This window comes from Microbacterium sp. (assembly GCF_052102115.1).
Lineage (GTDB): Bacteria > Actinomycetota > Actinomycetes > Actinomycetales > Microbacteriaceae > Microbacterium.
Genome location: NZ_JBQDVP010000002.1, coordinates 1 through 26,546, shown reverse-complemented (window position 1 = coordinate 26,546; position 26,546 = coordinate 1). Strand labels below are relative to the sequence as shown.

The 26,546-nt window shown below is 68.2% G+C and carries 27 protein-coding genes; 17 read left to right on the top strand and 10 right to left on the bottom strand.

Annotated features, from left to right (window positions below; all coding sequences use genetic code 11):
• Position 1: 1 nt before the first annotated feature.
• A complete protein-coding gene (locus ACTICP_RS00910) occupies positions 2-1,186 on the top strand; it encodes a lactonase family protein (protein WP_441888593.1) in 1,185 nt (394 codons plus the stop codon).
• Between the two features lie 96 nt (positions 1,187-1,282).
• On the opposite strand, the gene soxR is transcribed toward ACTICP_RS00910, so the two are convergent.
• A complete protein-coding gene (soxR, locus tag ACTICP_RS00905) occupies positions 1,283-1,753 on the bottom strand; it encodes a redox-sensitive transcriptional activator SoxR (RefSeq protein WP_441888591.1) in 471 nt (156 codons plus the stop codon).
• Positions 1,754-1,817: 64 nt separating this feature from the next.
• On the opposite strand from soxR, the gene ACTICP_RS00900 reads away from it, so the two are divergent.
• From ACTICP_RS00900 to ACTICP_RS00865, 8 genes are all read left to right on the top strand, one after another.
• Positions 1,818-3,212: an MFS transporter gene (locus ACTICP_RS00900; protein WP_441888589.1), complete on the top strand. Its 1,395-nt coding sequence runs from the start codon at positions 1,818-1,820 to the stop codon at positions 3,210-3,212.
• Between the two features lie 58 nt (positions 3,213-3,270).
• Positions 3,271-4,695: a dihydrolipoyl dehydrogenase family protein gene (locus ACTICP_RS00895; protein ID WP_441888587.1), complete on the top strand. Its 1,425-nt coding sequence runs from the start codon at positions 3,271-3,273 to the stop codon at positions 4,693-4,695.
• 100 nt (positions 4,696-4,795) lie between these two features.
• Entirely contained in the window at positions 4,796-5,098 is a 303-nt protein-coding gene (locus ACTICP_RS00890) for a DUF427 domain-containing protein (RefSeq protein ID WP_441888585.1), read from the top strand.
• Between the two features lie 34 nt (positions 5,099-5,132).
• Positions 5,133-5,966, top strand: coding sequence for an ABC transporter ATP-binding protein (locus ACTICP_RS00885; RefSeq protein WP_441888583.1), 834 nt, complete (start codon positions 5,133-5,135; stop codon positions 5,964-5,966).
• 1 nt (position 5,967) lies between these two features.
• Entirely contained in the window at positions 5,968-6,651 is a 684-nt protein-coding gene (locus ACTICP_RS00880; RefSeq protein ID WP_441888581.1) for an ABC transporter permease, read from the top strand.
• A complete protein-coding gene (locus ACTICP_RS00875; protein ID WP_441888579.1) occupies positions 6,648-7,385 on the top strand; it encodes an ABC transporter permease in 738 nt (245 codons plus the stop codon). The genes ACTICP_RS00880 and ACTICP_RS00875 overlap by 4 nt, the downstream gene beginning before the upstream one ends.
• Before the next feature lie 22 nt (positions 7,386-7,407).
• Entirely contained in the window at positions 7,408-8,328 is a 921-nt protein-coding gene (locus tag ACTICP_RS00870) for an ABC transporter substrate-binding protein (RefSeq protein WP_441888577.1), read from the top strand.
• Positions 8,329-8,430: 102 nt separating this feature from the next.
• Positions 8,431-9,093 carry a hypothetical protein gene (locus ACTICP_RS00865; protein WP_441888575.1) on the top strand — a complete coding sequence of 221 codons (663 nt, stop codon included), beginning with the start codon at positions 8,431-8,433 and terminating at the stop codon, positions 9,091-9,093.
• A 158-nt stretch (positions 9,094-9,251) separates the two neighbouring features.
• Here ACTICP_RS00865 and ACTICP_RS00860 read toward each other — a convergent pair whose 3' ends face one another.
• Positions 9,252-10,508 carry an AI-2E family transporter gene (locus ACTICP_RS00860; RefSeq protein ID WP_441888573.1) on the bottom strand — a complete coding sequence of 419 codons (1,257 nt, stop codon included), beginning with the start codon at positions 10,506-10,508 and terminating at the stop codon, positions 9,252-9,254.
• A 61-nt stretch (positions 10,509-10,569) separates the two neighbouring features.
• Here ACTICP_RS00860 and ACTICP_RS00855 point away from each other — a divergent pair, with 61 nt between their 5' ends.
• Positions 10,570-10,869, top strand: a complete 300-nt coding sequence (locus tag ACTICP_RS00855) for a chorismate mutase (protein WP_441888571.1) — start codon at positions 10,570-10,572, stop codon at positions 10,867-10,869.
• 4 nt (positions 10,870-10,873) lie between these two features.
• The gene (locus ACTICP_RS00850) at positions 10,874-11,938 is read left to right on the top strand and encodes a Gfo/Idh/MocA family protein (protein ID WP_441888569.1); all 1,065 of its coding nucleotides are present in this window, start codon (positions 10,874-10,876) and stop codon (positions 11,936-11,938) included.
• Between the two features lies 1 nt (position 11,939).
• On the opposite strand, the gene ACTICP_RS00845 is transcribed toward ACTICP_RS00850, so the two are convergent.
• From ACTICP_RS00845 to ACTICP_RS00825, 5 genes are read right to left on the bottom strand one after another with little or no spacing between them, the layout of a single operon-like run.
• The gene (locus ACTICP_RS00845; RefSeq protein ID WP_441888567.1) at positions 11,940-12,848 is read right to left on the bottom strand and encodes a carbohydrate ABC transporter permease; all 909 of its coding nucleotides are present in this window, start codon (positions 12,846-12,848) and stop codon (positions 11,940-11,942) included.
• The gene (locus ACTICP_RS00840) at positions 12,845-13,765 is read right to left on the bottom strand and encodes a carbohydrate ABC transporter permease (protein ID WP_441888565.1); all 921 of its coding nucleotides are present in this window, start codon (positions 13,763-13,765) and stop codon (positions 12,845-12,847) included. The genes ACTICP_RS00845 and ACTICP_RS00840 overlap by 4 nt, the downstream gene beginning before the upstream one ends.
• On the bottom strand, positions 13,762-15,279 hold the full coding sequence (gene ngcE / locus ACTICP_RS00835; protein ID WP_441888563.1) for an N-acetylglucosamine/diacetylchitobiose ABC transporter substrate-binding protein: 1,518 nt from the start codon (positions 15,277-15,279) through the stop codon (positions 13,762-13,764). Before ngcE ends, ACTICP_RS00840 begins: the two co-directional genes overlap by 4 nt.
• Before the next feature lie 36 nt (positions 15,280-15,315).
• Complete coding sequence (locus tag ACTICP_RS00830; protein WP_441888561.1) at positions 15,316-16,068, bottom strand: sugar isomerase domain-containing protein; 753 nt, start codon at positions 16,066-16,068, stop codon at positions 15,316-15,318.
• The gene (locus tag ACTICP_RS00825; RefSeq protein WP_441888559.1) at positions 16,065-17,060 is read right to left on the bottom strand and encodes a MurR/RpiR family transcriptional regulator; all 996 of its coding nucleotides are present in this window, start codon (positions 17,058-17,060) and stop codon (positions 16,065-16,067) included. Before ACTICP_RS00825 ends, ACTICP_RS00830 begins: the two co-directional genes overlap by 4 nt.
• Positions 17,061-17,146: 86 nt before the next feature.
• Between ACTICP_RS00825 and ACTICP_RS00820 the strand changes: the two genes are divergently transcribed.
• Entirely contained in the window at positions 17,147-18,145 is a 999-nt protein-coding gene (locus ACTICP_RS00820) for an N-acetylglucosamine kinase (RefSeq protein ID WP_441888557.1), read from the top strand.
• Positions 18,146-18,181: 36 nt separating this feature from the next.
• Here the strand turns inward: ACTICP_RS00820 and ACTICP_RS00815 are convergent, their stop codons facing one another.
• Positions 18,182-20,125, bottom strand: a complete 1,944-nt coding sequence (locus tag ACTICP_RS00815) for a DUF5107 domain-containing protein (RefSeq protein WP_441888555.1) — start codon at positions 20,123-20,125, stop codon at positions 18,182-18,184.
• 165 nt (positions 20,126-20,290) lie between these two features.
• Here ACTICP_RS00815 and phnD point away from each other — a divergent pair, with 165 nt between their 5' ends.
• The 5 genes from phnD to ACTICP_RS00790 are packed head-to-tail and all read left to right on the top strand — an operon-like array spanning position 20,291 to position 24,242.
• The gene (phnD, locus tag ACTICP_RS00810) at positions 20,291-21,193 is read left to right on the top strand and encodes a phosphate/phosphite/phosphonate ABC transporter substrate-binding protein (protein ID WP_441888553.1); all 903 of its coding nucleotides are present in this window, start codon (positions 20,291-20,293) and stop codon (positions 21,191-21,193) included.
• Complete coding sequence (locus tag ACTICP_RS00805; RefSeq protein WP_441888551.1) at positions 21,190-22,053, top strand: phosphonate ABC transporter ATP-binding protein; 864 nt, start codon at positions 21,190-21,192, stop codon at positions 22,051-22,053. The genes phnD and ACTICP_RS00805 overlap by 4 nt, the downstream gene beginning before the upstream one ends.
• Positions 22,040-22,876: a phosphonate ABC transporter, permease protein PhnE gene (phnE, locus tag ACTICP_RS00800; RefSeq protein WP_441888549.1), complete on the top strand. Its 837-nt coding sequence runs from the start codon at positions 22,040-22,042 to the stop codon at positions 22,874-22,876. The genes ACTICP_RS00805 and phnE overlap by 14 nt, the downstream gene beginning before the upstream one ends.
• Entirely contained in the window at positions 22,873-23,631 is a 759-nt protein-coding gene (locus tag ACTICP_RS00795) for a tyrosine-protein phosphatase (protein WP_441888547.1), read from the top strand. Before phnE ends, ACTICP_RS00795 begins: the two co-directional genes overlap by 4 nt.
• Entirely contained in the window at positions 23,628-24,242 is a 615-nt protein-coding gene (locus tag ACTICP_RS00790) for a TetR/AcrR family transcriptional regulator (protein ID WP_441888545.1), read from the top strand. Before ACTICP_RS00795 ends, ACTICP_RS00790 begins: the two co-directional genes overlap by 4 nt.
• Positions 24,243-24,353: 111 nt before the next feature.
• Here the strand turns inward: ACTICP_RS00790 and ACTICP_RS00785 are convergent, their stop codons facing one another.
• Together ACTICP_RS00785 and ACTICP_RS00780 are read right to left on the bottom strand one after the other, a co-directional pair.
• Positions 24,354-25,157, bottom strand: coding sequence for a MerR family transcriptional regulator (locus ACTICP_RS00785; RefSeq protein WP_441888543.1), 804 nt, complete (start codon positions 25,155-25,157; stop codon positions 24,354-24,356).
• 270 nt (positions 25,158-25,427) lie between these two features.
• Positions 25,428-26,546 (bottom strand): CHAT domain-containing protein (locus ACTICP_RS00780; protein WP_441888541.1); only part of this gene is annotated, 1,119 nt, incomplete at its 5' end.

Genomic DNA, 26,546 nt, shown 5'->3' with positions numbered 1-26,546 from the left:
CATGACGCAGTTCTGGGTCGGCGGCTATGGCACCGACATGGACGGGAGTGCCGGCGGCATCGGCCTGTTCGAAGGCGACGAGGGGCGTGAACCGGCGACCCTGGCGTACCGGGGCACGGCCGCCGCGGCCGCATCGCCGTCGTGGCTGGGGCAGCATCCATCGCTCGATGTCGTCTACGCGGCGCTTGAAGGCGCAGGCACGGTGCAGGCGTTCGTGCGGAACGGCGAGTCGTCTCTGGCGCCGCTCGGCGATCCCGTCGAGACGGGTGCCGGCGTGTGCCATCTGGCGGTCGCGCCCGGCGGCGGGTATCTGGTCGCGAGTTGTTACGGCGACGGCCGCGTCGTGCGCATCGGACTGGACGCCGGCGGCCGCCTGGGCGCCGCATCGGCAGGGGATGCCGCGATCGATCCCTACGGGGCGGGTGCCGGTGCCGACCAATCGAAGACGGTCGACTTCGCCGAGGTCTTCGCGTCGCTCGCAGAGTCGCAGAACGAGGCTCCGCGCTCGGGGCTGCTGCTGTTCGACGAGGCGCTGGGGCTCAATGCGGCGCCCGAGCCGGAACCGAAGCCCGTCGTCGACGCGCCGTCGCGCACCTCGCACGCGCATGCCGCGGCGTTCCTGCCCGACGGCCGCATCGCGACCACCGACCTCGGCTTCGACCTCGTGCGCATCTGGCGCCCCGGGTCGGCGCTCGTGCTCGACCACCAGATCGTGCTGCCGCACGGCGTCGGGCCGCGGCACATGGTCGTGCATCCCAGCGGACACCTGCACGTAGTGACCGAGTACTCCTGCGAGGTGTTCACGCTCGCCGCCGGTGCCGATGGCCGCTGGACCCTCGTCGCGGCGACGACAGTGAGCCCGGCAGCGCAGGTCGGTGTCGATTATCCGTCTGAACTCTCGCGCTCGCGCGACGGTGAGACGCTGTACGCCGGGGTGCGCGGCAGCAACACGATCGCCGCCCTGCGCGTGCGGGGCGCCGGAGAGACCGTCGAGCCGCTCGCGCTCGCCGACGCGGGTGTCGACTGGCCGCGGCATCACCTCGTGCACGACGGAGCGCTGCTCGTCGCCGGGCAGCGGTCGGATCAGATCAGCGTCCTCGACCTCGACGAGCGCACGGGCGTGCCGCGCAGCATCCGCCACCGCGCCGCGGCGCCCTCGCCATCCAGCATCCTGCTCGCCCGCTGAGGGGACACTTGTCGGCCCGGATCACACCTGCATGCTCAGATCCTGAGATTTCTGCTGACAGGGGTGATCGGGACTGACAAGTGTGGGCACGGCCGACTACGGCGCGGCATCCGTCTTGATCCACCGGATCGGGCCGGCGCCCTCGTTGCCGAGCACGTCAGACGGATTCTGCAGTGCGCAGGAGCTCAGGCTCAAGCATCCGCACCCGATGCAGCCGTCGAGATCCCCGCGAAGATGGTTGAGCTGGCGGATGCGGGCATCCAGCTCATCGCGCCACCGCTGAGACAGCCGCGCCCAGTCCTTCTTGGTGGGGGTTCGTCCCTCCGGCAGCGATTCGAGCGCCGCGCGGATGTCTTTGAGAGGGATGCCGACGCGCTGCGACACGCGGATGAAGGCGACCCGGCGCAGGGTGTCGCGCCGGTACCGGCGCTGGTTGCCGTCGGTGCGCTCGGAGTCGATCAGGCCGTTGCGTTCGTAGAAATGCAGGGCGGATGCTGCGACGCCGCTGCGCTTGGACAGCTCGCCGATCGTCAGCATCCGCGTCTTGTCGCCATCCAGCTGGGGCATGTTCGACTCCTCTGCGCGTCTCCGGCTTGACCTCAACCATAGTTGAGGTTCTAACGTCAGGGGAATGACAACGGATACAGGACCTGTGCGCACCTCTGGAACGTCCGCACCGGGAATCATGAGCGGCACGTTCCTCTGGATCACGATCGGCGCAAGTGCGCTCGTGTTTCTCGGCGCCTTCGAGTCGCTGGCGGTCACCACCGTGATGCCGGTGGTGAGCGCCGACCTCGGCGGTGAGCGCCTGTATGCCCTCGCCTTCGCAGGCCCTCTGGCCACCGGGGTCATCGGCATGGTCGCGGCAGGGAACTGGTCGGATCGCCGCGGACCCAGGGCACCTCTTTATACCGCGGTCGCGGCATTCGTCGCTGGCCTGCTCATCGCCGGACTCGCGCCAGGGATGGAGGTGCTCGTGGTCGGGCGCTTCGTGCAGGGGCTGGGCAGCGGGGCGATGATGGTCGCCCTGTACGTGGTCGTCGCGCGCGTGTACGCCCAGGAGCGGCATCCGGCGATCTTCGCCGCGTTCGCGGCCGCGTGGGTCGTGCCCTCTCTGATCGGGCCGACCGTCGCCGCCGTCGTGACCGACCTGTGGAGCTGGCACTGGGTCTTCCTCGGCGTCGTCGTCCTCTCACTCGCCGCCCTCCTCATGGTGGTTCCCGCGCTTCGTGGTCTGTCGCGCGGCGGCGATGCCTCGGCACCGTGGGCGTTCGGACGGCTGGGCTGGTCGGTGCTCGCGGCGGTCGCCGTGCTCGCTCTGAACCTCGTGGGCGATGTGCCCGGCATCGGGCCGGTGCTGGCGGCGGGCGCGGTCGTTGTGGCGCTGGTCGCCGTTCGCTCGCTGGTGCCGCGGGGCACGCTGAGTGCACGACGGGGCCTGCCGTCGGTCATCCTCGTCCGCGGACTCATGGCGGGTGCCTTCTTCGGCACGCAGGTGTACATGCCGTACCTGCTGACCGATCAGTACGCGCTCACGCCGACCCTCGCCGGACTCGCTCTGACCGGCGGTGCCCTGGCCTGGTCGACTGCATCGACGGTGCAGGGACGGATGGGGGCGCGACTGTCGAGCGTCACCGCGCTGCGCATCGGCACCGTGCTCGTTCTGACCGGCATCGCCATCGTGCTGGCGACCGCCGCCTTCCGATGGGATGCTCTGGTGATCGCGGCGGCGTGGATCGTCGCCGGTGGCGGCATGGGACTGATGAGCCCCAGAAGCAGCGTGCTCACGCTGTCGATGTCGACCCCGAAGAATCAGGGCTTCAACAGCGCGGCCATGACGGTCGCGGACTCGTTCGGCAGTGCGATGGTGCTGGCCGTTACCGGTGCGCTGTTCGCCGCGCTGGCGACGACCGCCGACCCGTTCACCGCTGTCTTCGCCCTGGCGGCCCTGATCGCGGCGGTCGCCGTCGTCCTGGCACCGCGAGTGGCCGGAACCCGCGGCTCGGAAGGGGAACAAACCCCGTGACAGGCGGTTGCACTTCGGGAAGACTGGGTCTGCAGGTTCGACGGAAGAAGGCGACACGATGTCAACGGATGAATACGACCTGATCGTCCTGGGCGGAGGCGCCATCGGCGAGAACGTCGCCGACCGTGCCGTGCAGGGCGGACTCACCGCGATCATCGTCGAGAACGAACTGGTCGGCGGCGAATGCTCGTACTGGGCGTGCATGCCTTCGAAGGCACTGCTGCGGTCGGCGCAGGCGCTGCGCGCAGCGCAGCACGTCGCGGGCGCCGCCGAAGCGGTCACCGGAGCACTCGATGTGCGGGCCGTGCTCGCCCGCCGCAACTCGTTCACGAGCGACTGGTCCGACGACGGCCAGGTCGGCTGGCTGCAATCGGCCGGCATCGACCTCGCCCGCGGCCACGGCCGCATCTCCGGTGAGCGCGAAGTCACCGTGACCGCCGATGACGGCACCACGCGGGTCCTGAAAGCCCGTCACGCGGTCGCGGTCAGTACGGGGACCGAGGCCGCGATCGCCCCGATCGACGGACTGGCGGATGCTGCGCCCTGGACGAGCCGCGAGGCGACGAGCGCGCAGGAGATCCCAGCATCCCTCGCCATCATCGGAGGCGGCGTCGTCGCTGTTGAGATGGCCACCGCCTATGCCGGCCTCGGCGCGAAAGTCACGGTGATATCGCGCGGCGGTCTGCTCGAGAAGATGGAGCCGTTCGCCGGCGAGCTCGTCGAGAAGGGACTGCGCGCCGACGGCGTCGACGTCCGCACGAACACCGGCACGACGCGCGTCGCCCGCGACGACGACGGCGTGACGATCACACTCGACGATGGCAGCGAGGTGCGTGCCGAAGAGGTGCTCGCGGCGACCGGGCGCTCTCCCCGCAGCGGCGACATCGGGCTGGATGCGGTCGGACTCGAACCGGGCACGTACATCGCCACTGACGACACCCTCCGCGTGCCAGGGCACGACTGGCTGTACGCGGTCGGCGACGCCAACGGCCGCGTCCTGCTGACGCACCAGGGCAAGTATCAGGCGCGTGCCGCCGGCGACGCGATCGCCGCCCGCGCGAAGGGTGACGACGTCGACGACGCGGCCTGGGGCCGCCACGTCGCCACCGCCGACCACGCCGCCGTGCCGCAGGTCGTCTTCGGCGAGCCGGAGGTCGCGTCGGTCGGGCTGACCGCGCAGGCCGCAGAGGATGCCGGACACCAGACCCGCGTGATCGATCAGGATCTCGGGGCGATCGCCGGATCGAGCCTGCGTGAGGACGGATACAGCGGACAGGCGCGCATGGTCGTCGACACCGAGCGCGACGTCATCCTCGGGGTGACCTTCGTCGGCCCGGATGTCGCGGATCTGCTGCAGGCGGCGACCATCGCGATCGTCGGCGAGGTGCCGATCTCGCGTCTGTGGCACGCGGTGCCCGCGTACCCGACCGTGAGCGAAGTCTGGCTGCGGCTCCTGGAGACCTACGGACGAGACTCCGCCTGAGACCCATCCGCCACCGGTTCTGCTCCGAACATCCGGGGAATGTACCGCGCATGTCGGTGGCATCCCATACGCTCGAAACCGAATCCGAGGAGGCATCACCATGAAGGCTGTACTCGCAGGAACCACCATCGCCGAAGCCGATGACAGCGACCTCATCTCCATCGAGGGCAACTGGTACTTTCCGCTGTCGAGTGTGAAGGACGGCGTGCTCGTCGAGAGCCCGACGGCGTACACCTGTCCGTGGAAGGGCGCGGCGCAGTACTACTCCGCGGTCGTCGACGGCGAGACGTACGTCGATGCGGCATTCGGGTACCCGAACCCGTACCCGAGCGCGTTCGAGCGGGTGGGCAAAGACATCTCCGCGCACATCGCGTTCGCGCCCGACGTGGAGGTCGCACCATAGCGGGCACGGCTCGGCGCATGGGTGATCTCCGCGCATGATCGAGTTCCGCTCGGTCACCAAGAAGTTCCCCGACGGCACGCTCGCCGTCGAGGACTTCAGCCTCGTGCTGCCCTCGCGCAAGACGACCGTGTTCGTCGGGTCGTCGGGATGCGGCAAGACCACGCTGCTGCGCATGATCAACCGTATGGTCGAGCCGACCGGCGGCGACGTCGAGATCGACGGCGAGAGCGTACTCGGCAAGAACCCCGTGACCCTGCGGCGCAGTATCGGCTACGTCATGCAGAACTCCGGCCTCATGCCGCACTTCTCGGTCATCGACAATGTCGCCACCGTGCTGCGCCTGAACGGCGTATCGAAGAAGCAGGCTCATGAGCGCGCGCGTGACCTGCTCGACACCGTCGGGCTCGATCGTGCGCTCGCCGACCGCTACCCGAGCCAGCTCTCGGGCGGGCAACAGCAGCGCGTCGGAGTCGCTCGCGGTCTGGCTGCCGACCCGAACATCCTGCTCATGGACGAGCCGTTCGGTGCGGTCGATCCCATCGTCCGTGCTGATCTGCAGCAGGAACTCATCCGACTGCAGCACGAGCTCGACAAGACGGTCGTCTTCGTCACCCACGACATCGATGAGGCGTTCCTGCTCGGCGACCAGGTCGTCATCCTCGACAAAGGCGCCCGTGTCGTGCAGGTCGGCAGCCCGAGCGAGATCATCGAGAACCCGGCCGACGAGTTCGTCTCCGCGTTCATCGGTGCCGAGCGCGGCCGTCGCGCGCTGCGGATCAAGCAGACGCCGCGCGGCCGTGTCGTCGTCGACTCAGAGGGACGCACGCAGGGCGCGCTCCTGGACGACGGCGGCCAGGGCGGCGGATGACGTGAACTGGATCGTCGACAACGTCGGACTCATCCTCGAACTCACACTCGTGCACCTGCGTCAGAGCGTGATCCCGATCGTGCTCGGTTTCATCCTGTCGCTGCCGCTGGGGTGGGTTGCCTGGCGGTATCGCCTGGTGCGTGGTCCGGTCATCGTGCTCACCGGACTCCTGTACACGATCCCCTCGCTCGCCTTGCTGATCCTGCTGCCCTCGGTGATCGGCTACTCGGCGATCAGTGAGACGAATCTGATCGTCGGACTGACGATCTACGCGGTCGCGATCCTCGTTCGCTCGGTTGCCGACGGGCTGGATTCCGTCGATCCCGGTGTCCGACAAGCGGCCACGGCGGTCGGATACGGCGGCGGACGCCGGTTCTGGACGGTCGACCTTCCGCTCGCCGGCCCCGTGATCCTCGCCGGAGTCCGCGTCGCGGCGGTGAGCACGATCTCGCTCGCGACGGTCGGCATCCTCGTCGGCGTCACGAACCTCGGCTACCTCTTCACGAACGGGCTGCAGCGGCGCATCATCCCCGAGGTCTTCGCCGGCGTGCTGGCCGTGGTCATCGTCGCCCTCGCCATCGACCTTCTGCTTCTGCTCGCCGGGCGCGCCATCATGCCCTGGACGCGCACCGCGACCGCGGCCGGACGGCGGCGTCGGATGCTGCCGGTGAGGGCCGCCGCATGAACGTCTTCGCCGAGGCGTTCGCCTGGCTGTTCTCTCCGGAACGGATGGAAGGGCAATACGCCCTGCCCGTGCTGCTCGGTCAGCACCTGTTCTACACGGTCATTTCGGTGCTGATCGCCGCGATTATCGCCGTGCCGGTGGGTTGGCTCATCGGACACACCGGTCGCGGTCGCGAGATCGCCGTCGCCATCTCGGGCGCCGCCCGCGCCGTGCCCTCGTTCGGACTCATGGTGCTGCTCGTGCTGCTGATGGGCGTGCTGCGCGTGCCCGAGGCTGCCACCATCACGTTCGTGCTCCTCGCGATCCCCTCGCTGCTGGCCGGCGCTTACACCGGCTTCGAGGCCGTCGACCGCCGCGTGATCGATGCCGCCCGCGCGACCGGTATGACCGAGTGGCAGATCCTCTGGAAGGTCGAGGTGCCGCTGGGCCTGCCGCTGCTGATCGGCGGGCTGCGCTCGGCGACCCTGCAGGTCATCGCCACCGTCACCATCGCCGCCTACGTCAACCTCGGCGGGCTGGGGTGGCCGATCATCCAGGGCATTCCGCTGCGCCGCTTCGACCAGGTGCTCGGCGGTGCCATCCTCGTCGCCGTCCTCGCGCTCATCGCCGACCTGCTGCTCGCGCTCGCGCAGCGCGCCGCGGTGCCCGTGGGCATCCGGGTCGCGAACCCGGGTACCCGCACGCCGCGGACGACTCGTCGCGCGGCATCCACAGCATCCACAGCATCCGCCTGACTTTTCACCAGAGAGGAACATCATGTTCACTGCACGCACGTCACGTCTCGCACTCGCGTCCGGAGTCGCACTGTCGGCCGCCCTCGTCCTCGCCGGGTGCGCGACCAGCAACCCGCTCGACACCCCTTCCGACGAGCCGTCCGGTGACGGCGGATCCGACACCATCGTCGTCGGATCGCAGGCGTACTTCTCGAACGAGATCGTCGCCGAGATCTACGCGCAGGCGCTCGAGGGCGCGGGGTTCACCGTCGAGAAGCAGTTCAACGTCGGTCAGCGCGACGCATACATCCCCGAGCTGGAGTCGGGCGCGATCGACCTGTTCCCGGAGTACACCGGCAACCTGCTCGAGTTCTACGACGACTCCACCGACGCGACGAGCTCCGAGGATGTCTACGCCGCGCTGCAGGAGGCACTGCCCGAGGGGCTCACCGCCCTCGACTACGCCGAGGCGAGTGATCAGGACACCTACACGGTCACGCAGGAGTTCGCCGACGCGAACAACCTCACCTCGATCGCCGACCTCGCAAACGTCGACGGCACGGTGACGCTCGGCGGTGCTCCCGAACTCGAGCAGCGTCCGTACGGGCCGTCCGGTGCTGAGGAGCTCTACGGGCTCGACCTGGCGTTCTCCGCGACCGGAGATACGACCTTCGACGCGCTGATCGCCGACGAGATCCAGGTGGCCGACATCTACTCGGCCGACCCGAAGTTCCAGACCGAAGACATCGTCGCGCTCGAAGACCCCGAGAACCTGATTCTCGCCTCGAACGTCGTCCCGATCGCCTCCAGCGACATCGCCGACGAGATCGCCGATGTCATCAATCCGATCAGCGCCGAACTGAGTGTCGACGACCTCGTGGCGCTCGGCGTGCAGAGCACGGTCGACCAGATGTCTCCGGAAGATATCGCGACCGAGTGGCTGACCGAGAAGGGCCTGATCTGATCACCCCCGTGCTCAGGTCGCGATTCTCGCCGGTATGCGCGCACGATACCGGCAGATATTGCGACCTGAACGGGGTCTGATCGAGACGGGAGCGGTTCAGCAGTGGTCTCAGAGGGAAAGCGCCGGCGAGCGGCGAAGAAGGTCAAGCCAGGTGACGGGCACGCCCTCCGGCGCTTCCGCTGGTGGCAGCTGTTCTCGCGCACGCTGTTCCACGCGCGCTTCATCGAAGAGGACGGGCGGCCGCATGACTGGACCGTCGATGTGGCGCTGTGGGGCGACTCCAACGGTGAGGTGCGTGCGCAGCTCTACCGCGACGGGCTCAATGTGGGCACGTCGAAGCTGCCGGCCGCATTCGCGGCGCCGGGCGGAATCATCGAGGTCGTGGCAAGCGGCTACGGTCTGAAGCGCTGCCATTTCATTGCTGAAGACGGCACGGAGGCGCAGTTGTCTCCGGACCGCGCCTCCGCTGAGGGCCGCCGGGCACGTCTCGATCGCGATCACCCCGCGACGAGCCGCGTGATTGGTGCGACGTCCTTCATCGTGCTCGGCATCGCCCTCGTCCTCGGTGTGCCGCAGATCATCGATCAGATCACGCACATCCCGTGGGTCGCCGAGAACATCGGCGTCTTCACATCGCCGATCCAGCTTCCCGCATGGCTGAACATCTCGCTATTCGTCGCCACTCTGGCGGCCAGTACCGAGCGCGCCCTCCGGCTGCGCAACCACTGGCTGCTCGATGGCGGGCTGTTCGACGGCGATGATTAGACCCGCGCCCCTCGACCGGCGACCCCGCGACCCGCGACCGGCGACCCCGCGACCCGCGTTCAGGTCGCGATTCTCGTCGGTAAGCGCGGACGATACCGGCAGGAATTGCGACCTGAACGGGGTTGGGGGTCCGATCGGGCCTGATCTACCCCGGCCCGTCAAACCCGCGAATCCTGCCGCGGGATCCACACCTTCTTGATGATGATGAGGATGGATGCCGTGACCGGCACGGCCACCAGCGCACCGAGAAGCCCGAGCAGGGTGCCGCCGACCAGCGCGCCGATGACGACCAGAGAGCCGGGGATCGAGATCGCCCGGTTCATCACCCGCGGGGTGAGGAAGTACGACTCGACCTGCATGTAGACCAGGTAGATCGCGGCGAACACCAGCGCGAGGATCGGGTCGACGAACAGGGCGATGCCCGTGCCGATCACCCAGAAGATGAGGGATCCGACCAGGGGGATCAGCGTGATGAGGAACGCGACCACGGCCAGCAGCAGCGGGAACGGCAGCGACATCACCGTGTAGAGCAGCAGCACGACCATGGCGTTGATGAACGCGAGCGTCACCATGCCCATGACGTAGCCGCCGACCGAATTGGTGATCTGGTCGGTGATGATCTCGGTGTTCTCACGATCGCGAGCCGGCACCAGGCGCAGCATGGCCTGCTTCATCGCGGGGAGCGTGGCGACGAAGTAGATGACGAGGACCAGCACGATGACGACGCCGGAGATCGCGTTCGCGATCGACGCTCCGACCTGGAGCGCACCGCCGCCGATGATGGCGATGTTGCCCGGGTTGGTGAGGAACTTCTGCACGTCGGCCACGAGATCCTGGAACTGATCGCCGAACTGGGATTCCAGCGTGTGGTAGATGTCGCTGCTCATGAAATCGGTGATGAGCCCGGGCACGCTCTTCACGAACATGGTGATCTGCTCGACCACGACCGGGATGATGAGCCAGAGCACAAGAGCGAGCACGGCGATGAGGCCGATCAGTACGATCAGCACGCTCCATCCGCGACCGAGACCACGGCGCTCCAGGAAGCGTACGGCCGGGTCGAGCCCGAGGGCTGCGAACAGGGCGAGCGCAATGTAGATGATCACCGTCGACAGGTTTGACAGTGCCAGACCGAGCAGGATCGCCGCCAGCCCGCCGATCGTGACGAGGAACCCGAATACGAATGGTTTGTCGATGCGCGTCCAGAACGAGCGCGATGACGGCTCCGGCTCGACGACCGGCTTCGGGGTGATGGGCGGATCCTCCGCCTCCGCGGTCTCCTTCGACTTCGAAGCCTTCTTGTGCTTCGATTCCTTCCGCATCTTCGCCGCGGTGGCCGTGCTGGTCTCCGCGGTCGCCGATCCCTCGTCAGGGTTTGGCGATTCGTCGGATTCCGAGGAGTGCTCGTTGCTCATGCGCCAACTCTAGACGGCGCACAGGCGATATCGTCTTAACCGCTGACGATGAGGGAGAACCATGACCGACGCCGAAGACGCCCGCGCCGAACTGCTGCGCCTGCGCGGCACGATCGACAATATCGACGCCTCGCTCATCTACATGCTCGCCGAGCGATTCCGGGCGACGCAGCAGGTCGGCATCCTCAAGGCGGAGCACGAGATGCCGCCGTCCGACCCGGCGCGGGAGGAGCAGCAGGTCGCGCGGCTGCGCGCGCTCGCCGCCGAGGCGCACCTCGATCCGGAGTTCGCCGAGAAGTGGTTCAACTTCGTGGTGGCCGAGGTCATCCGGCACCACACCGAGGCCGCCGAGGGGCGCTGACCCGATGACGGGCGCGGCGGACGACGGCGGAGACGCGCGTTGCCGTCTCGCCATCATCGGTCATGGCAGCTGGCCGTCGACGTATTACGTTCCCGGCGCACAGCGGCTGAGCGATGTCGAGATCGTGGCCGTGTGCGGACGCGACGGCGAGCGCGCATCCGCTTTCGCTGCAGCGCACGGCATCCCGCGTTCTTACGCCTCGATCGAGCGGATGCTGGCTACCGAGAACCTCGATGGGGTGATCATCGCCACCCCTCCGAGCGACCACGAGGCCGCAGTGCGCGCGGTGTCAGAGTCCCGCGTCGCCGTCCTCTGTGAGAAGCCACTCGCGCTTGACGGCGAGGGGGCCCGACGCATCCGCGACCTACTGGCGGACAGGCCCGCCCTCACGGGTTTCACCCTGCGGTGGCATCCGCTGTTCCGAGAATTGCACGACGCCATCCGCGAGGGAACCGTCGGCACCGTGAAGCACGTGCGCATCCGCTATCTGCAGTCCTCGGCCGCGACTCCCGCGGGCGGTTGGAACTGGCATTTCGACGCCGCACACGAACCACTCGGCGTCGTCTCCGATCTCGGCCCCCACGCCATCGATCTCGTGCGGTGGATGCTCGGAGAGGTGGCACAGGTCGAAGCCCGGTCACGGACGACGATCACCGAGCGTGCGGACGACACCGGCATGATCCGCCCGGTGACCAATCACGATGACGCCGAACTGCATCTGGCGGCGGAGTCGGGCGCGACGGCCGCGCTGACGATCAGCCGCGTCTCGCCGGACGTCGGCGTGCCCGGCTCCATCACCGTCGAAGTGTTCGGCGCTCGAGGGTGGATCAGGGCGGACTCCACCGAGGAGGACGTCGTGGTCGGCACAGCATCCGGAATCCAGCGGCGGGCCGTGCCGGTGACGTCGTTCGCCGACGGCGCCGACGCGCAGCTCAGCGATTTCGTCAGCGCCTCCCGGGGCGATCACCGGGAGGCACTGCCGACCATCGACGACGGCTACCGCGCCCAACTCGTGATGGATGCCGTCGCGCAGGCGCTTCGCACGGGAGCCGCGGTCGCGCTGCGCTGATTCACCGCGACGTCCCCTGCGACACCGAACCCTGCAGCTGCCGCTGGAAGAGCACGTACACCAGCAGCACCGGGATGATCGTGATCATCACCGCGGCGAACATCGCACCGAAGTCCACCTGGTAGCCGGCGGCCGAGGCGAAGTTCGCCATGCCCTGCGAGAGCACGTAGTTGTCGGTGTTCGTGTTCAGCGAGATCGGCAGCAGGAACTGGTTCCACAGGCCGAGGAAGTTCATGATCGCGACAGCGGCCATGCCCGGCTTGGCCATCGGCAGCATCACCTGGAAGAACGTCCGCCATTCGCTGGCACCGTCCACGTACGCCGCTTCCTGGATCTCGTACGGCAACGACTTGAAGAACGAGTACAGGAAGAACACGGTGAACGGCAGTGCGAACGCCACGTAGGTGAGGATCAGCCCCGGCAGGGTGTTCAGCAGCCCCATCCCCTGCAGGATGAAGAACAGCGGCACGATGGCGAGGAACACCGGGAAGGTCAGCCCCGCGAGCATCAGGTAATAGATGACCCGGCTTCCCGGCAGCGAGAACCTCGCCAGCACGTACGCGCACATCGCGCCGAGCATCATCACGAGCACCAGCGAGACGCCCACGACGATGATCGTGTTGAGGAACATCTGCCCGAAGTTGTTGTTCACCCAGGCGTTGACGTAGTTGTCGAAGTTCCACTCGGCGGGCAGTCCGAATGGCGAACTGAAGATCTCGGGCGTCGTCTTGAACGAGCCGATGAGGGTCCACACCATCGGCAGGATGACCACGAGCGACCAGAGGGCCAGGATGACGTGCGAGGCGCCGCCGACCGCCTTGTCGCCTGCCGAGGACTTCACCTTCCGGACCGGACGGCGCGGGGCGTTGCGCTTGTCGATCGTGATCGCTGTGCGTGTCTCGGTGCTCACGATCGCACCTCCTCAGCCTTGCCGCCGATCAATCGGAAGATGCCGATCACGAGGGCGGCGAACACGAGGGTGAGCACGGCGAGCACCACGCCCATGGCGCTGGCGAGGCCGAACTGGCCCTTCTCGAACGCCGTGCGGAACAGGTACTGGCTCATCACGAGGGTGCTGTTTCCCGGGCCGCCGGTGGCGTTCAGGCCCACCATGTACACGAAGGCGTCGAGGGCCAGGATTCCCAGATAGATGTAGGCGGTCTGCACGTTGTCGCGGATCTGCGGCAGCACGATCGAGGTGACGGTGCGGTAGCGTCCGGCACCGTCGATGCGCGCGGCCTCCAGCGTCTCTGCGGGGATGCCCTTGATCGCGGCGACGAAGAGCACCATGTAGAACCCGACCATGCCCCACACGATCACGAAGATCGTCGCGCCCATGGCCGTTCGCGCATCACCGAGCCAGGCGAACTGATTCGTGTCGATTCCGAAGATGCCCAGGATGCCGTTGAGCAGCCCGTTCGGGGTGTAGATCATGTTCCACAGGATCGCGATGACGATCGCCGGGATGACGTAGGGGAAGAACGACACGACGCGGTAGAAGCTCGAGCCCGCGAGCCCGCGGACCTGCCCGTGGCTCGGTCCGCCGACGGTGATCATGCTGGCGAAGGCCAGGGCGATGATGAGGGTGATCAGCGGTACCACGATGGCGAGCAGGGCGTTGTTGCCCATCGCCTGCAGGAACGTCGTGTCCTGGAACAGTCTCACGAAGTTCTGCACCCCGATGAAGTCCATGTTCGCCGAGAAGCCGGTCCAGTTCGTCATCGAGTAGTACACGGCCTGCACGAACGGCGAGATCACGAAGATCAGGAAGATCGCCAGCGGCAGCCCGAGGAACACCAGGACGAACGAGATGAAGTCGAACGTCATCCTGCGGCGCCCCAGTCGGGGCGGGGTGCGCCGGCCCGACGGGGCGGCCCGGACCGCGGCGGGGTGCCCTGCCGCGGCCCGACCCCGTGCTGCCGGCCCGGGATCTCGATCATATCGATGGAGCTGTCGTCGCGGATCTTGTCGGTCAGCGCCTGCAGCTGCGAGGTGATCTCATCGACCGACATCTTGCCGTCGAGGAACGAGTTCCAGATCGGCAGCTGATCGCTGTTCATGCCGTACAGGTTGAACGACTTGATCGTGAACATGCCGGAGCCGGCCGCGTCGATCATCTCGACCTGCGACACCAGGGCGGTCGACCCGAAGCCGTCCTCGGGAACGATGTCCTTGACGACGGTCGGGGCGAGCTTCTCCTTCGAGAATGCCGACGCTGCCTCTTTCGAGAGCATCGTGCGCAGCAGTTCCTTGCCCCCGGCGGGGTTCTTGGAGTTCGACGGCACGATGAACGGCTCGCCCGCTTCGGCGCGCATGTACCCGGCCGGGGTGGTGGCCTGGTCGTCGTAGGGCATCTCGCGCACACCCTTCATCTGGAAGTTCTCGGCCGTGGTGTCCTTCATCTCGTTCTCGATCCACGACCCGGAGGGGTACAGCAGCGCCTCCTGGTCGAGGCTCCACTGGGCCTGCGCCTGCGTGAACTGGGTGCCACCGCCACCGGGCTTGACGTAGCCGGCCTCGATCAGTTCGTGCAGCGAGGTGAGAATGCTCTGCAGGGTGGGGTGCGACCAGCATCCCTCTTCCAGGTTCTCCAGCGGCAGGCGAACCTCGTCGCCCGATTGGATGATGGCGGAGTCGACGACGAAGGTCTGGTAGTAGGTCGCGGCCTCCTTGCCCCACAGGAACAGGTACTTGCCCTTCTCCTTCGCGGATTCGCCGAGAGCCTTCAGGTCCTGCCAGGTCGTCGGCGGTTCCCAGCCGTTCTCTTCGAACAGGCTGCCCGAGTACCAGAGGCCGTACGTGGTGAACACGTAGTTGATCGCGGCGAACTTGTCCCCGAAGGTGCCCGGCGCCTTCACGCCCTCGAAGAGTGTGTCGGAGATCTTCTCGCCCTCGAGGTTCTCCGCCTCGAGCACGTCGCTGAGGTCTTCGAGCTGTTCCAGGATCGTGTTCCAGCCGATCGAGTTCGCGCCGGAGTTGTCGACCAGGTCGGGCGGGTTGCCGCCGACGAAGCGCGGCTGCAGTTCCTGGGCGATCTTGGTGGCTGCCGCGACGGCGATGGTCACGCCGTCGAGACCCTTGTTGCCCTCCATGATCTTCGCGGCGTTCTCGACGTAGTCGATGCCGTAGCCGCCGTCGAAGACGACCGCGTCGACCTTGGTGTCGGCGGCGACGCCGAACGGGTTCTCGGCTGTGGACTCGCCGGCGGGCCCGGCGTCACCGCCTCCTCCGCTCGGGGCGGCGCAGGATGCCAGCGACATGCCGAACGGGAGCAGCAGCGCCGTCGCTGTCGCTCCTCGCAGCAGGTTACGGCGACTGATGGACGTTTCTGTGAGTGCCATCGTTCATACCTTTCCTTGTGGTGGTCGGTGCCCGGATCAGGCGCCCCGTCGCATGCGGCCGCTGTAGCGGTCCTCAAGGACGGAGTTGTGTTCATCGCCGCCGGGAATGTTCGCGGAGATGTACATCGGGGGAGTGTCGCCGCGGTCGGCGATCGTGCGGGCGACGCCGAGCGTGAGCAGCTGGGCGATGAAGGTGCCGGTGATCGACGAGATCGCGCCGGCGCCGATGCCGCCGGCGATCTCGAGAGTCGTGTCGCCGTAGGGGGCGAGGTTGTCGATCACGACGTCGGCGACATCGGCGAGGCGCTTGCCGGATGGATGCTTCGGCTCGACGCGCATGGTGTGCTCCATGCTGGTCACCGCGATCACCCGGTGTCCGCGCTCCTGCGCCCACAGGGCCGCGCCGACGATCGATCCGTTCACACCGGAGTTCGAGGCGATCATGAAGACGTCGCCCGTACCCACCGGCACCGTGGCCATCAGCTCGTCGACCAACCAGGGCTCACGCTCCAGCGAGCTGGTGAGCACGTCGATGTCGCGGTCGCCGTGCATTACAAGGTCGCGCAGGGCGAACTTGTTGGTCGGGATCAGCCCGCCCGCACGACCGGAGATCTCCATCGCGAAGGCCTCGGAGTGCCCGGTGCCGAACGCGTGGATCACCCCGCCGGCGTCGAGCGCCGCCACCAGCATCTCGATCGCGGGGTCGAGCGCGCCGGCCTCGGCGTCCGCGGTCAGGCGGGCGAGGCGTTCGTGCGCTTCACGGAACAGATCCGACGGTGCTGCGGTCAACTGGCGGCCTCCTGGTCGTGCGAGTGGTCAAGCGAGTAGTCGTCCGAGTGGTCAGGGGTATCGTCGTCGAGCGCAGCATCCGTCCCGCCTGATCTCGACGTTCGGGGCCTGCGGTGCGACGACACCGCCGTGGCGGTCGCGACGAGGCGCCGGGTGGCCGGCTCGAACATCTGCTGCGCGATGAGCAGGTAGAGCAGATCGAGCACGAACAGCTGCGCGTGCTTCACGGACATGTCGTCCGGGCGCAGGTACCCGACCGGCGCCGCCATGGTGAGCGACACGTCGGCGACGTCGGCGATCCAGCTCTCGTCATCGTGCGTGATCGCGACGGCGAGCGCGCCGGCCGCGGCCGCCTGGCTGAGCATCTGCACGGTCTCATTCGTCTGCCCCGTGCTGGAGACCCCGATCGCGACGGAGTTCTCATCCTGCAGCACGGCGCTGGCGAGGCCGTCGTGCACGTCTGACCAGGCGTGCGCATTGATGCCGATGCGGTGCATCCGGCGCTGGAACTCGAGGGCGATCCCTGCGCTGCCGCCGAGGCCGTAGACGTCGACGTGGTCGCTGGCGGCGATCGCACGCGCGACCCTGCCGACGGCATCCATGTCGATGCCTTCGCGGGTGGCCTCGAGGCTGCGCACATGGACGTTCAGCAGCGTGCGCAGAATCGTCTCCGGGGAATCGGTCGGCTTGAACTCGGCGCCGATGTCCATGCGCCAGGCGCTGTCGGCGGCGAGGTGGCCGAGCTCTGTCGCGATGGCAACGCGGAACTGCGGGTACCCGGTGAAACCGAGTGCGCGGCAGAACCGGGTGACGCTCGCCGGGGAGCTGCCTGCTCGTTCGGCGAGGTCGGTGATGGTCGATTCCACCGGGAGGGCCGGCTGTGAGATCACGAGGTCAGCGATGCGTGACAGTGCCTCGGGCATCGCATCGCGATACTCGGCTATCCGGCTGACGATCACGCCATTGCCGGTCTTCATACTGCGTGGCACCATTGCCCCCAGAGTCGGACCCGGGAAGATTCCGTTGGGTTGAAAACTATTCTTACCGCGGGGAAACGTCAAGTTAGGGCAAATAACAAATGAGTCACGACACGCTGATGATGGGGGTGGATGCCGGCGGAACGTCCACCAGGGCCGTGCTGATGACCACCGCGGGCGCGTGCATCGGCTACGGCGTCGGCGGGCGCGGGAACCCGCTCTCCGCCGGTGTCGACGCGGCCGCCGAGGGAGTGCTGGATGCCATCACGCAGGCGCTCGTGCCCTCCGGCCGGTCGCTCGCCGACGTGTCTGTGATCAGCGCGGCGATGGCCGGTCAGAACAGCGTCGATGCGGAGGGCGGTTGGCTCCTGGATCTGTTGGTCACCGAGGGGTTCGCCGGCCGGCTCACCTTCGAATCAGACCTGCTGGCCACGTACTCCAGCGGAGCCGTCGAGCCTTTCGGCTACGCCGTCGTCGCCGGCACGGGGGCATCGGCTGTGCGGGTCGCGGACGGCCGTATCGAGTCATCCAGCGACGGACTGGGGTGGCTGCTCGGAGACCGCGGCAGCGGCTTCTGGATCGGGCATCGGGTGGCCAGAGCAGTCGTGCGCGACCTCGATCGCGCAGGCCCCCAGACGGCGCTGACCGGTGCCGTCCTCGATCGACTGGGGATCAGCGCGGATGCCGGGGCTGCTGATCCGGGCGGCGCAGGGCGGTCGCGCGCCCTCGACCGGATCGTCGAGGTGCTGTACGCCCAGCGCCCGATCGAGCTCGCCGAGCTCGCACCGCTCGCGTTCGTACCGGGCGACCGGGTCGCAGACGAGATCCTGCGCCGAGCAGGCGAGCATCTCGCCGACTCGCTCACGGCTGTGCTGCGCGGGCGCGGACCTCTCGTCGTCGGAGGAAGCGTCCTCGCCCGTCCGGGCCCTGTCCGGGATGCCTTCTTGCGGCGTCTCGGTGATGCTGCCACGGGCCTCGAGCTGCGTCCGGTCGCCGACGGTGCGGTTGGGGCCGGGCTGCTCGCGCTGCGCGCCGGCGGGGCTGCCGTGTCACCGGAGACGCTGGCGACGCTCGACGCGTCTCTGGCCCGATTCCGCTGAGCAGTATCAGCTCACCTCGAAGATTCAGCTCACGTGTCAGCTCATCTCGAAGTCGAGGTGCGGGGGAACAGCGGGCATCGGATTCGTGCCCCGCTGTGCGTGATAGTCGGCCCAGAGTGCCGAGAGCGATTCCTCGCCCTCGCGAAGGTCGGCGACCACGAGATCCGTGTCCAACAATGCTCCGGCGCGATCGAGATCACCGGCCGCAAGCGCGGCGCGGATCTCGATCATCCGGATTCGTCCGCTGGTGCGATGCTCGTCGCTCAGCTGGCCGATGAGCGCGAGCGCCTCGTCTGCGAGGCCGGCTTCCAACAGCACGATCAGCGCCTCGATGACGAGCGGCCGCAGACCGGGTTTCAGGGCGATGGCAGACCGGTAGTGCTCGACAGCGGCAGCACTGCGCCCGGCTGCCCGATCCATCGTTCCGAGGTTGCGGTGCGCCCACGCGGTCGGGAGCGCACGCACCGAGTGGAGCATCGCCGCGTAGGCGCCCTCCGCGTCGCTGGCATGCCAGCGCGCGATGCCGCGATGCAGCCACGTCTCCCATCCGTCTGGTGCCTGCTCCAGCCGCTCGACCCACGACGCCCCGACGACGTACGATCTCGGGGAATCCGCCGGATCGGCGGCGGGGAGGCGTCCGGAGTCCACCAGCGCGACCCACGGCGACTGCTCCGCATCGAGCTGGTCCGGGGTGAAGGGGATGCCGGGGGTCGTCAGCGGCGGCTCTCCGCTCCGGCTCCGGCGGTGCTCTTCGAGTGCTCCCCACCCCGAGCCCCGGTGCAGCATCCGGTGCGGCGCGCGGTCCGCGCGTGCTGCCGACGCGAGGAGTTCGGCTTCCAGAAGCGCGGTCGGTGCCACGCGGTCGGCGACGCTGTTCGTGGCATCGACGGCATCCGACCACGCGCCGTGCGCCAGCGACGGGTCGACGTCAGCGAGGCCGAACGCCTCGACCCAGGTGGTTGCCGATCGTGGCCCAAGCTGTTCGTGCTCGAACTGGGTCGTGGCGGCGCCGCCCTGGATCTCGAGATAGCGCTCGTCCGTGCCGCACAGGAATCGCTGCCAGTTGCGGCCGCCGACCCCGTCGCCCCACACGAAGAGCTTGCGGCCGATCAGGCGGCGGGTTGAGACGTGCACCAGGCCGCATCCGTGATCGTCGAGGGCCGCGATCCAGGGGCGGGATGCGGTTCTGCAGTCGAAGAACCAGTCCCCGGCGTGGGGTGATGTCGCGCCGTAGCTGAGGTCGCGGCCGTCGTGTTCGGGCACCGGCACGACGTGGAGGCCGCTCGGGTAGCCGTAGTGGAAGGCCTGCGTCGCGGGCGCGATCACGCGGACGTCGGCGCTTTCGGGAACAGCGATGTTGGTCCACCAGTAGAGCGGCACCGGCGCGGGTGTCGGGTTCGTCACCCGCACCGCGGCGAGAAGCACGTCGCTGCCGTCCGGCAGGGAGAAGTCGATGCTGTAGACGAGCTCTCTCGTACGTTCGTATTCATACAGACGGAGCACGGGGGACCCGTCGTCTGCGCGCACTTCGACGGCGTGCAGCGGTTCGCAGGTGAGGGTCGTGTGCCCTTTCGTGCCGAGGTTCCACTCGACGCCGCCGGCGAACCACGCTCCCCGCAGCGCGAGGTTGGTGGGCTGGATGATCGAGTTGCGGAACAGCAGTTCGCGCCCGGTCGGCTTGTGGATCAGTGACCACAGGCGACCGCCGAGGCCCAGCAGGAACGTCGCCCGCAGCACGTCGTTCTCGAGGACGGCGACGGGCAGATCCTGCTCGGACCGTTCGCGGATGTAGCCGTCCTGCATGAGGTACGGGAGCGTCGTCGACAGATGCCCGTACCGGACGCGAGCGAGCAGGTCGGGGTCGTCGATCTTCGGATCGTCGATGTACGTGTCACCGGCCTTGACCAGAGGCGGCAACGGGTTGTCCGGCCCGACCGCCGCCGTCGGCACTCGGATGCTCTGGAGTTGAAGCGATGACATCGACATCCATTGTTCACCCTCGGCCCGCGATACGTGTTGTTCATCCTTCGTTCCATTACGGGTACGACGGTCTCGTAATTCCCTGTCACCTTCAGGAGTTCGAATACAGGTGTTCTCGAAATCCGGAGAACACCCTCACCCCCCCCCTCTGAAAGGTCACCCGCCATGCGCCGCTACACCCTGCCCGCCCTGGGCATGTTCGGTATCGCTGCTCTCGCTCTCACCGGATGTCAGGCTGCGGCATCCGATGCTCAGGCATCCGACGAGGATGCCCCCATCACCATCGCCACCCTCCCGCTCGGCGAAGACCCCACCGCCGAGAACCCGATCGAGGTGTTCGCCGAGCTGTTCGAAGAGGCCACCGGCCGCGAGGTCGAGGTCACCGACGTGCCCGACTACCTCAGCGTCGTGGAGGCCATCCGCAACGACCACGTCGACATCGGCATCATGAGCGGATTCCCGTCCGCGCTCGCCGTGAACACCGGCGAGGTCGACGCCCTGGTCGCCTTCGAGGGCGACGACGAGCCCGTCTCGACCTGCGTCGTGCTGGAGGACTCCCCGATCCAGGAGGTCGAGGATTTCAAGGGCAAGACGGTCGCGTTCGCCGACCAGGCCTCGAGCTCCGGCTACTTCATGCCCGTCTACATGCTGCACGAGGCGGGTCTCGAGCAGGACGTCGACTACGAGGCGATCTTCGCTGGCGGTCACGAGGGCAGCTTCGCCGCACTCGCGCAGGGTCAGGTGGATGCCGCGTGCACGGCGAACATGCTCACCGAGCTCGGCGCCCCGATGTTCCCGTTCGCCGACGGCGAGTGGCGCGGCGTCGGCCAGAGCCCGTCGATGAGCGTGCAGGGTACGGTGCTGGGCCGTCAGTCGCTCGACGAAGAGACCCGCACCGTGATCGCCGAGGGCATCGCCGAGGTGTTCGCCCCCGAGAACGAGGAGCGTCTCGGAGCCATGGGGTCGTTCGCAACGCTCGGGCAGACCGTCGCCCCGGATGCCTCGCTGTACGCCTCGTTCGCCGAGATCGCCGGCGTCGCCGGTGTCGAACTCGAGGACCTGGAATGAGCCAGATCGTGGGTCGGCGTGGGGCGGATGCTACGGCATCCGACCCCGCCCCGGCATCCGATTCGGCGATCCGCACGACGACCGAGGAGTTGCGGCAGGCGCTGCCGCTCGTGACCGTGCGGGACCTGCAGGTGGCGTACGATCGCGACCCGGTGCTCGAGGGTGTCGACCTCGACCTGTTCCCCGGCGAGATGGTCGCGCTGCTCGGCGCATCCGGCTCCGGCAAGTCGACGCTGATGCGGAGTCTGACGGGATTCGCACCGATCTCGGGCGGATCCGTGCGGGTCGCCGGGCACGACGTCACCAACCTCGCCCGCGGTGAGCTGCGCACGCTGCGCTCGGAGGTCGGGCAGGTGTTCCAGCAGTTCAACCTGATCCCGCGTCTGAGCGTGCTGACCAACGTGCTCACCGGCGGACTGCGGAACGCTGGCGCGATCAATCTGGTCGGCAGATTCTCCTCTGCCGACCGGCGCCGCGCGCTCGAGCTGCTCGACCGCGTCGGCATCGCGCACAAGGCGAAGGCTCCGGCGCGATCGCTCAGCGGCGGCCAGCAGCAGCGCGTCGCCATCGCGCGAGCGCTCATGCAGCGGCCGCGGGTGATCCTCGCCGATGAGCCGGTGGCATCGCTCGACCCCAAGCTCGCCGGGTCGGTGCTGGGGCTTCTGCGCGAGATCGCCGCAGATGACGGCATCCCGGTGCTGGTGAGTCTGCACGTGCTGCCGCTCGCCCTCGCGCACATCGACAGGATCGTGGGCCTGCGTCACGGCGAGATGATCCTGTCGGCGCCGACCGCCGACCTCGACCACGAGAAACTCGCACCGCTGTACGCGACCGAGGAGGACAACGATGACGACCACTGAGACGCGCAGACCGCGCGAGCGGCCGACGCTGCCGCCCGCCGAGCGCACCCGCATGGAGCGCGCGTTCTCCCTGCCGCGCACACGCTTCCTCATCGGCATCCCGATCGCGATCATCATCCTGTTCTGGTCGGCGGGCGGTGTCGGCTTCGACTTCGTGAAGCTCGGCGAGGGCGCGATCAACATGGGCGAGTTCGTCTCGCGGCTCTTCCCGCCCGACTTCTCCCAGTTCGGCACGATCGTGGCGCTGCTGATCGAGACGCTGCAGATGGCGATCATCGGAACCGTGCTCGGTGCGGTGCTCTCGCTGCTGTTCGCGGTGGCCGCGGCATCCAACATCGCGCCCCGGTGGCTGTACTACCCGGCTCGCTGGGTGATGAACATCATCCGCTCGGTGCCCGACCTCGTCTTCGCGCTGATGTTCGTCTCGGCCGTCGGACTCGGGCCGTTCGCCGGCATCCTCGCCATGACCCTCGGGTCGATCGGCTCGATCGGGAAGATCTTCGCCGAGGCGATGGAATCCGTCGATCGCGGCCCCATCGTCGCGATGCAGGCGGTCGGATCATCGAAGCGGCAGGTCATCCAGTACGGCGTGCTGCCGCAGGCCGCTCCCCTCCTCGTGTCGTACTCGCTGCTGCTGTTCGAGGGCAACGTGCGCGGCGCGACCATCCTCGGCCTCGTCGGCGCCGGCGGTATCGGACTGGAGCTGACCACCGCCATGCGCATGTACGACTACGGCCACCTCAGCGCCATCATCATCTGCATCATCGTGCTCGTCACGGCGATCGACCAGGGCAGCGCCCTCATCCGAAGGAGAATCACATGACCACGATCGACATCGCCCCCAGCGCCCCGGTCAACCTGCGCGATCTCGGTGGCATCGCTATTGACGGAGGAGTGCTCCGTGAGGGCCTCGCGATCCGCACGGACGACATCGCCTACGTCACCGACGAGGTTGCCGACGAACTCGTCGCCGCCGGGCTCAGCGCGATCATCGACCTGCGCTCGCCGCTGGAGGTCTCGACCACCGGCCGCGGCCCGTTCGGCGACCGCCCCGTGACCTACCACCACCTGCCGCTCATCGCGAACGTCGGCGACTCGATGAAAGAGGGTGCGCCCAGTCAGCTCGGCCACGAGGCGATGGGAGAGATGTACGTCGACATGGTCGAGCGGGCGGCTCCGCAGCTCGTCACGGCACTGAACGTGATCGCGTACTCACCGGGCACGACAGCGTTCCACTGCGCGGCGGGGCGCGACCGCACCGGCGTGCTCGCCGCGATGCTGCTGCTCGCACTCGGCGCCGCCGACGACGACATCGTCGCCGACTACGCCCGCACGAGTGAGAACATGGCGGCGATCATGGAGCGAAACCGCCCCGTCATGGGCGCGATGTGGAAGGCACTGGGCATCGATGTCGACGCGTTCGATGGGCGGACCCTGATGGAGGGATCGATGGAGGTCTCGATGCGGATGCTGCTGAGCACCCTGCGGGAACGGCACGGCGACGCGCTCGCACCGCTGCGCGCGGCCGGTCTCGGCGACGACACCGTCGCCCGGTTGCGCGAACGGGCACTGGCATGACGACCGTGGATGCCGGGGCGGCGGTGCGCCGCGGCCCCGGCCGTCCCCGCGATGAAGAGATCGACGGTCAGATCATCGCGGCCACCCTCGCTCTCATCGACGCCGAGGAGGAGGTCACCGTCTCGCGGGTCGTCGAACGCAGCGGTGTGAGCCGGGCGGCGCTGTACCGCCGGTGGCCGTCGCTGACCATGCTGATCGCGGCCGCACTCGACGTCGGCCGCACCGTGCCGCCGACGATGGATGCCGACGGCGACCTGTACGCCGCGGTGATCGGGGCGGTGTTCGGGGATCCGGCGTCTGTGACGGCATCCGGGTACTCCGAGGTGCGGTTCCGTCACCGCATCCGACTGGTGATGGGCGATCGCGCACTGCAGCGGGCCTACTGGCGCTCGCACGTCTCGCGCCGGCGGGGGCCGGTTGAGGAGGCGCTGCGCCGGGGGCTCGAGCGCGGCATTCTGCGGGCCGATCTCGATGTCGAGGCGTGCTTCGACGCCTTGGCGGGCGTTGCGTACTACCAGCTCGTCGTCCGCGGAGCGCGGTTCGACGACCCCGACTCGCAGGCGCGGATGAAGGCGGCGCTCGACGTCATCTGGCGCGGCATGCTCGCCTGACGCGCTCCGCCCCGCGACACTCGTCAGCCCGGATCACAGGTGTCAGTCTGGATCCGTGATCTGAGCCGACATCTGTGATTCCGGCTGACGCCTGCAGGTGGGCCGCCCCGATCAGGCGCGCGCGACGGGCTGCTGCAGCTCGGTCACCCAGTCAGACTGATCGTCCGAGACGGCGCGCACGTACAGCTCGCGGCACGGACCCGACGGCACGAAACCGCGCGCCAGGATCTCGGCGTGGATCGCCTGCCAGCTGGCGGCGATGCCCGACATCGAACCGAGATGGATGCCGCACACGGCAGCATCCATGGCCGGAAGGTCGATGATCTCGAAGCCGCCGTGCTCGGGCCCGGTGTAGGCGTATCCGACGGTGATCGAGACGCCGCCCTCACCATGGTCGTACTCGGCGATCGGTGTCTCCAGCGCGCCGGGCTCGCCGCCGATGATCTCGGCGATCGCGTCGAAGGCGGGGCCGACGATGCCGGCGACCTCGGGCTGTGATTGGGCGACAGCGCGGCGGGCGGCGAGGCGGACGGCGGGCAGGGGCTTCTCGATGATCTCGATCTGGGACATCTGATTCTCCTTCTCTATGAGCTGGAGCCTCCGCTCGACATCGACGAGTCGTTCGGCCGCGATCCGGTGCTCTTCTTCGACCTCGGCGCGGCGAGCGCGCAGCAGGGTGCTGATGCGCGCAGCATCCACTCCCTGCTCGAGGACCATCGAGATGTCATCGAGGCCGAAGCCGAGCTGACGCAGAGCGACGATCCGGTGCAGCCTCTCGAGCTGCGACGGGTCGTAGGAGCGGTATCCGCTGAACTCGTCCACGTGCGCGGGCACGAGCAGTCCGGCGGTGTCCCAATGCCGCAGCATCCGATGGGTCACCTGGCCGATCTGCGCGAACGCTCCGATGGACAGCATGCTTCTGTTCTCCCGCCTGCCACAGTGTCAGAGTCAAGTATCCCTGCCCCCTTCCGGCCTCGTCCCGCCGCGGCCACGGCACAAAACGGAGGGCGCCGTGGATGCATTCCACGACGCCCTCTTGAGCAGTCGGTGTCCGTCGCTGCGTCCCCACGCATCCCCAGCGCGACCGCGTATCCTTCTTGCCCCTGCCCCGGGGCATCTGCGTGACACCTTCCGATGATCAAGAGCGCACCGGGCGCCTCGTGATACATCGAACCGAGAAAATCCTCAGAATCCGGTCCCGTGGCATTGGAACGGCGTGCGCAGACCGGTCTGCGTGGATGCCGCGGCCAGCGCCGCCGCGGGGGATTCGCCGGCGCTGAGCCCGGTGTGCAGGGCGCTGAGCAGCACGCTCGCCTCGTCGTCCGGCACGACCGCCGGGGCCGCGATCACACTCCGGGTGCCGGCGTGCAGCCAGACCCTGGTCATCCCGAGCGCCTCCTCACCCCAGCGCACCGAAGAGCGGCCGAGTTCACACGCCGAGAGCACGACGGTGTCGGGCACGTGCGGGATGAGGTCGACGTCGTACCCGAACAGTGCGCCGTCGGCGAGCTCGAAGCCCGCGAACAGCGGGTTGTCGGCGGTGTGCCTGCCGTGGGCGGCGATGTGCAGCACGTCGATCTGTGCGGCGAGGGCGGTCACGGCATCCACACTCGCGTCGGCGCCGGTCAGCACGGTCGCGTTCTGCCAGACGGATGCCGCAGCGCTCACCTCGTCGTCGGCCCGGGGCACGTGCGGGCCGGCGGCGAAGCCCGCCGTGCGCAGGTCGTGGCCGGCGTGACGCTCCTGCGCCCAGCGCGACATCGAGGTCGCCAGGGTGGATGTTCGGCCGTTCATGGTCGGGAGCATGGCCCACGGAACGCCGGCCAGGACGCCGGGAACGGTCAGTGCGACGCGGCGGTCGCCGATCAGCGCGCGGGCCGGCCCGAGGAGGGCGTCGTCGAGGCGCCGCATCCGATCATCGAGCGCGCGGGAGACGATACCGGACATCGGGCCGCTGCGGATCGAGGCCGATACGTCGAGGTCGGCGCGCAGGCCGTTCGCCGCGCGCATGATCGCCGCGTGGTCGAGGGTCACAATCGTGCCGGCGCCGGCGGTCATCACCACGCACCGCATGCCGTCGCCGGTGTAGACGAAGGAGAGCGCGGCCGTGTCGTCGTCGAGCTCGTCCTGGAGAGCCGCGAGGGCGATGCGCGGCCGGGTGTCGCCGGCGCCGGTCGCCGTCCATTGGTGCTCGCGCACGCGGTCGCGGAGTTCGCGGACCCGCGGATGCGTCGTCCAGTCCTGACCGGTCAGCTCGGCGCGCAGCATCCGCAGGTCTCCGAGGTCGGCGGCGTGGTCGCGGTC

What these genes read in the sequence shown, in the direction of transcription:
- ACTICP_RS00910 (WP_441888593.1), top strand. Translation starts at nt 2, where the DNA reads ATGACGCAGTTCTGGGTCGGCGGCTATGGCACCGACATGGACGGGAGT.
- soxR (WP_441888591.1), bottom strand. Translation starts at nt 1,753, where the DNA reads ATGCCCCAGCTGGATGGCGACAAGACGCGGATGCTGACGATCGGCGAG.
- ACTICP_RS00900 (WP_441888589.1), top strand. Translation starts at nt 1,818, where the DNA reads ATGACAACGGATACAGGACCTGTGCGCACCTCTGGAACGTCCGCACCG.
- ACTICP_RS00895 (WP_441888587.1), top strand. Translation starts at nt 3,271, where the DNA reads ATGTCAACGGATGAATACGACCTGATCGTCCTGGGCGGAGGCGCCATC.
- ACTICP_RS00890 (WP_441888585.1), top strand. Translation starts at nt 4,796, where the DNA reads ATGAAGGCTGTACTCGCAGGAACCACCATCGCCGAAGCCGATGACAGC.
- ACTICP_RS00885 (WP_441888583.1), top strand. Translation starts at nt 5,133, where the DNA reads ATGATCGAGTTCCGCTCGGTCACCAAGAAGTTCCCCGACGGCACGCTC.
- ACTICP_RS00875 (WP_441888579.1), top strand. Translation starts at nt 6,648, where the DNA reads ATGAACGTCTTCGCCGAGGCGTTCGCCTGGCTGTTCTCTCCGGAACGG.
- ACTICP_RS00870 (WP_441888577.1), top strand. Translation starts at nt 7,408, where the DNA reads ATGTTCACTGCACGCACGTCACGTCTCGCACTCGCGTCCGGAGTCGCA.
- ACTICP_RS00860 (WP_441888573.1), bottom strand. Translation starts at nt 10,508, where the DNA reads ATGAGCAACGAGCACTCCTCGGAATCCGACGAATCGCCAAACCCTGAC.
- ACTICP_RS00855 (WP_441888571.1), top strand. Translation starts at nt 10,570, where the DNA reads ATGACCGACGCCGAAGACGCCCGCGCCGAACTGCTGCGCCTGCGCGGC.
- ACTICP_RS00850 (WP_441888569.1), top strand. Translation starts at nt 10,874, where the DNA reads ATGACGGGCGCGGCGGACGACGGCGGAGACGCGCGTTGCCGTCTCGCC.
- ACTICP_RS00840 (WP_441888565.1), bottom strand. Translation starts at nt 13,765, where the DNA reads ATGACGTTCGACTTCATCTCGTTCGTCCTGGTGTTCCTCGGGCTGCCG.
- ngcE (WP_441888563.1), bottom strand. Translation starts at nt 15,279, where the DNA reads ATGGCACTCACAGAAACGTCCATCAGTCGCCGTAACCTGCTGCGAGGA.
- ACTICP_RS00825 (WP_441888559.1), bottom strand. Translation starts at nt 17,060, where the DNA reads ATGGTGCCACGCAGTATGAAGACCGGCAATGGCGTGATCGTCAGCCGG.
- ACTICP_RS00820 (WP_441888557.1), top strand. Translation starts at nt 17,147, where the DNA reads ATGAGTCACGACACGCTGATGATGGGGGTGGATGCCGGCGGAACGTCC.
- ACTICP_RS00815 (WP_441888555.1), bottom strand. Translation starts at nt 20,125, where the DNA reads ATGTCATCGCTTCAACTCCAGAGCATCCGAGTGCCGACGGCGGCGGTC.
- phnD (WP_441888553.1), top strand. Translation starts at nt 20,291, where the DNA reads ATGCGCCGCTACACCCTGCCCGCCCTGGGCATGTTCGGTATCGCTGCT.
- ACTICP_RS00805 (WP_441888551.1), top strand. Translation starts at nt 21,190, where the DNA reads ATGAGCCAGATCGTGGGTCGGCGTGGGGCGGATGCTACGGCATCCGAC.
- phnE (WP_441888549.1), top strand. Translation starts at nt 22,040, where the DNA reads ATGACGACCACTGAGACGCGCAGACCGCGCGAGCGGCCGACGCTGCCG.
- ACTICP_RS00795 (WP_441888547.1), top strand. Translation starts at nt 22,873, where the DNA reads ATGACCACGATCGACATCGCCCCCAGCGCCCCGGTCAACCTGCGCGAT.
- ACTICP_RS00790 (WP_441888545.1), top strand. Translation starts at nt 23,628, where the DNA reads ATGACGACCGTGGATGCCGGGGCGGCGGTGCGCCGCGGCCCCGGCCGT.
- ACTICP_RS00785 (WP_441888543.1), bottom strand. Translation starts at nt 25,157, where the DNA reads ATGCTGTCCATCGGAGCGTTCGCGCAGATCGGCCAGGTGACCCATCGG.